The sequence below is a fragment of the Pseudoalteromonas sp. SG43-7 genome (assembly GCF_014164295.1).
GTDB lineage: Bacteria > Pseudomonadota > Gammaproteobacteria > Enterobacterales > Alteromonadaceae > Pseudoalteromonas > Pseudoalteromonas rhizosphaerae.
In genome coordinates this window covers 1-2,886 of record NZ_JACJEY010000105.1, presented here as the reverse complement: position 1 = coordinate 2,886, position 2,886 = coordinate 1, and the positions used below count along the sequence as shown (strand labels likewise).

Sequence of the window (2,886 nt, the reverse complement as noted above, 5' to 3'; positions counted from 1 at the left end):
CTATTCGGCGATATCAAAAACTGTCGGTAGATTAAATGCATTAATGATTGAAGATAAGAAGGTTGAATTGCAATTAGAAAAACTTCGAGATTGTTTGATGTCTGAAGTCAAGATTTGACCCCTTTTGGTTCTATTCGGCGATATCAAAAACTGTCGGTAGATTAAATGCATTAATGATTGAAGATAAGAAGGTTGAATTGCAATTAGAAAAACTTCGAGATTGTTTGATGTCTGAAGTCAAGATTTGACCCCTTTTGGTTTTTTGGCATCTTTTAGATAAGGTCGAATGTCTGTAAATTGTTTATTTATCTAAACCTTAAAAGCATAGTAGAACTGTGGTATTTTAACGGTCGAAAATTTCAGAAGGTGTATAAATAGTGAAGTTGTGGCTTAAGGATGATTTGGACTCAAAAAAAACGCTTATTCAAAGAGCGATGCTATTTTCTGTGGTCACCTTAGTAATATTATTCTTGTTTCAACCTTTTGGCACGCACAGCGATACTATTTCCTATAAATATCTGCGTCTGTCTGGTTATGGTTTAGTGACTTTTTGTGCTTTATTGCTGGCTGGGTTCATAGAGATATTATTAAGCCGTAGACGGTTAAATAGCCACATTAGAAAAGGCCTTATTGCTACTTTGTATATTGGCTTTGTAGCGGTATTTAATCACAGTTATTTTGTGGTGGCCATATTAGGTGTTTGGCATTGGCAGAATCAATTGTTGTTTGTTTTTTATATTTTAGCCATTGGTTTGTTTCCGATTATTTTTATGTTTTTAGTTAATCGACATTCAGTTGCTATTACTCAGTCTCAGCCAATTGCCCTTGAGTCAAGCCAAGCGAAAAACGCTACGCTAACCTTAGAAAAACAAATAACCTTAAGAGGTGACAATAAAGATGACATTGTACAAGTCAGTTTGTCGCAGATTTTATTTATCAAATCTGCGGATAATTATTGTGAGCTTGGTATGCTCGAAGATGAAAATTGCAGTCGTAAGTTATTGCGCGGCTCGTTAACCAAATTGTTAAAACAGCTTCCAGCTGACGCTCAGGTGGTACGTTGTCATAGATCTTATGCAGTAAATCTTGGTTTAGTTAAGTTATGGCAAGGTAACGCCGGTGGTTTGCAATTGACTATGCAGGCTGGCGATTTGGTAGTGCCCGTCTCTAGAACCTATGTAGAAGCAACAAAAAAGGCCTTGTCATTCGCCCCTAAGGCTTGTTAATCACCGCAAATTTTTGTCACTAAACCCTAAATAATCAGCTTTAGCCCTAACTCATCGCCATGATGAATTGGGCTTGGCATGCTTAGCTCGAATTTTGAATTTCTTACTAAGCAGGTAACTATGAATCACACAATCAAATCACTAATATTATTAACCACCTTTATGTTCTGTCACTATTTTATGCGTGATTTTTGGGGCGAGAGTTGGAGCGAAGTATTACTTAACCTAGATCAACAAACTTATCTTTTACACACCTTGGCGAAATATCTATTTATCTACGGGCCACTTGTCTTAGTGGCGGTCTTATTATTTAAACAACACCCTTGGTATGACGTAATAGGTGTAAACGTGTCTGGCAGTCAGCACTACTTATTGGCAGCTGTAGCTTGTTGTTTGCCTATGACCTTAGGGTATGCATTCTTAAGTACCGAATTAGACCTCTCACTGCCTGGCATTATTACCGGCTCAGTATATGCTGGGTTGTTTGAAGAAATTATCTTTAGGGCAGCGTTATTTGGGGTGTTATTTCACTTTTGTCGTTGGGGATTTATTCCTGCCGCATTAATTAGCTCGGTTATTTTTGGTCTAGGGCATATTTACCAAGGGCATGATGTTATGTCTGTTGTTATGGCGCTAACCATCACAACTATCGCTGGAACATGGTTTGCGTGGTTATATTGTGAATGTGGATACCGCATTTGGTTTCCTATGTTTATGCATATTTTCATGAATGCAGCTTACGGTATATTTGGCATGTCAGGCGGCGCCGCTGGTGACCTAGAAGGCAACCTTTTCAAGGCCACTGCCATTATTCTAAGTATAATTTATGTGCATATACTGGTGCGTAAAGGGAAAACACGGGAAATAGCCTTTAAAACACTATGGCGCAACAATGGCGATGTTAATTCACAACCTCAATCAGAACTAACCACTCAAAACAGCTACTAGGAGAACCACTATGTTTGAATTATTTTTAGTTATGCTAGCCCTTACCTCACCGATTTTAATTATCATCTTTGTGCGTAATTATTTTAATTACAAATCTGAGGTCAATCAGAAGATATTAGCGCTGCAAAAAGACACAGATACCGAAGCGGTGAATAACATGCAGAAAAGGGTAGAGCAGCTGGCTAAAAGAGTGATAGTGCTTGAAAAAATAGTCACCGATAGCAAGTTTGAGTTGGGGCAGGAAATCAGCCAATTGTGATTGATGTAACAGACAACAATAAACGGCTCATGTTGAGCCGTTTTTTTGTTTAATAATTTAGTAACCTGGAGGAGCGCTATCTAACAAATAAACTTAGTTTCACGTTACAAAGTTTTATGGTCGGCTAATAGATAATGAGACATGCAAGATTTGCTTGCTGACAGTCGCAAAAACGGCAAGAGCGGCCGTACGTCATTCAGAACCATACGAGAACATTGTGCCAATGCCCGTCATTCGAAGTCACGTCAGTTAAACTGATTTTGCGATAAATTGTCAGTCTAGTTCGCATCTTAAAAGGGAAACTAACGCCCAAAACGGTCATAAACATTTATCACCTGACCGTTGAAAAAACAAACATAATGGACTTTGCCGCTAAGCTTGTAGTGTTTTTTAAAGCCAAAATCTTTAATTAAAAGCCAGAGGGGTCAAGCCCGAGGGGTCAAGCCAGAGGGG

3 protein-coding genes are annotated in these 2,886 nt (G+C 38.6%); all 3 read left to right on the top strand.

Annotated elements, in window-relative coordinates:
• Positions 1-377 precede the first annotated feature (377 nt).
• The gene (locus H5200_RS22670; protein ID WP_145237698.1) at positions 378-1,226 is read left to right on the top strand and encodes a LytTR family DNA-binding domain-containing protein; all 849 of its coding nucleotides are present in this window, start codon (positions 378-380) and stop codon (positions 1,224-1,226) included.
• Between the two features lie 120 nt (positions 1,227-1,346).
• Entirely contained in the window at positions 1,347-2,174 is an 828-nt protein-coding gene (locus H5200_RS22665; RefSeq protein ID WP_182762747.1) for a CPBP family intramembrane glutamic endopeptidase, read from the top strand.
• A 10-nt stretch (positions 2,175-2,184) separates the two neighbouring features.
• Positions 2,185-2,433 carry a hypothetical protein gene (locus H5200_RS22660; protein ID WP_145237690.1) on the top strand — a complete coding sequence of 83 codons (249 nt, stop codon included), beginning with the start codon at positions 2,185-2,187 and terminating at the stop codon, positions 2,431-2,433.
• Positions 2,434-2,886 lie beyond the last annotated feature (453 nt).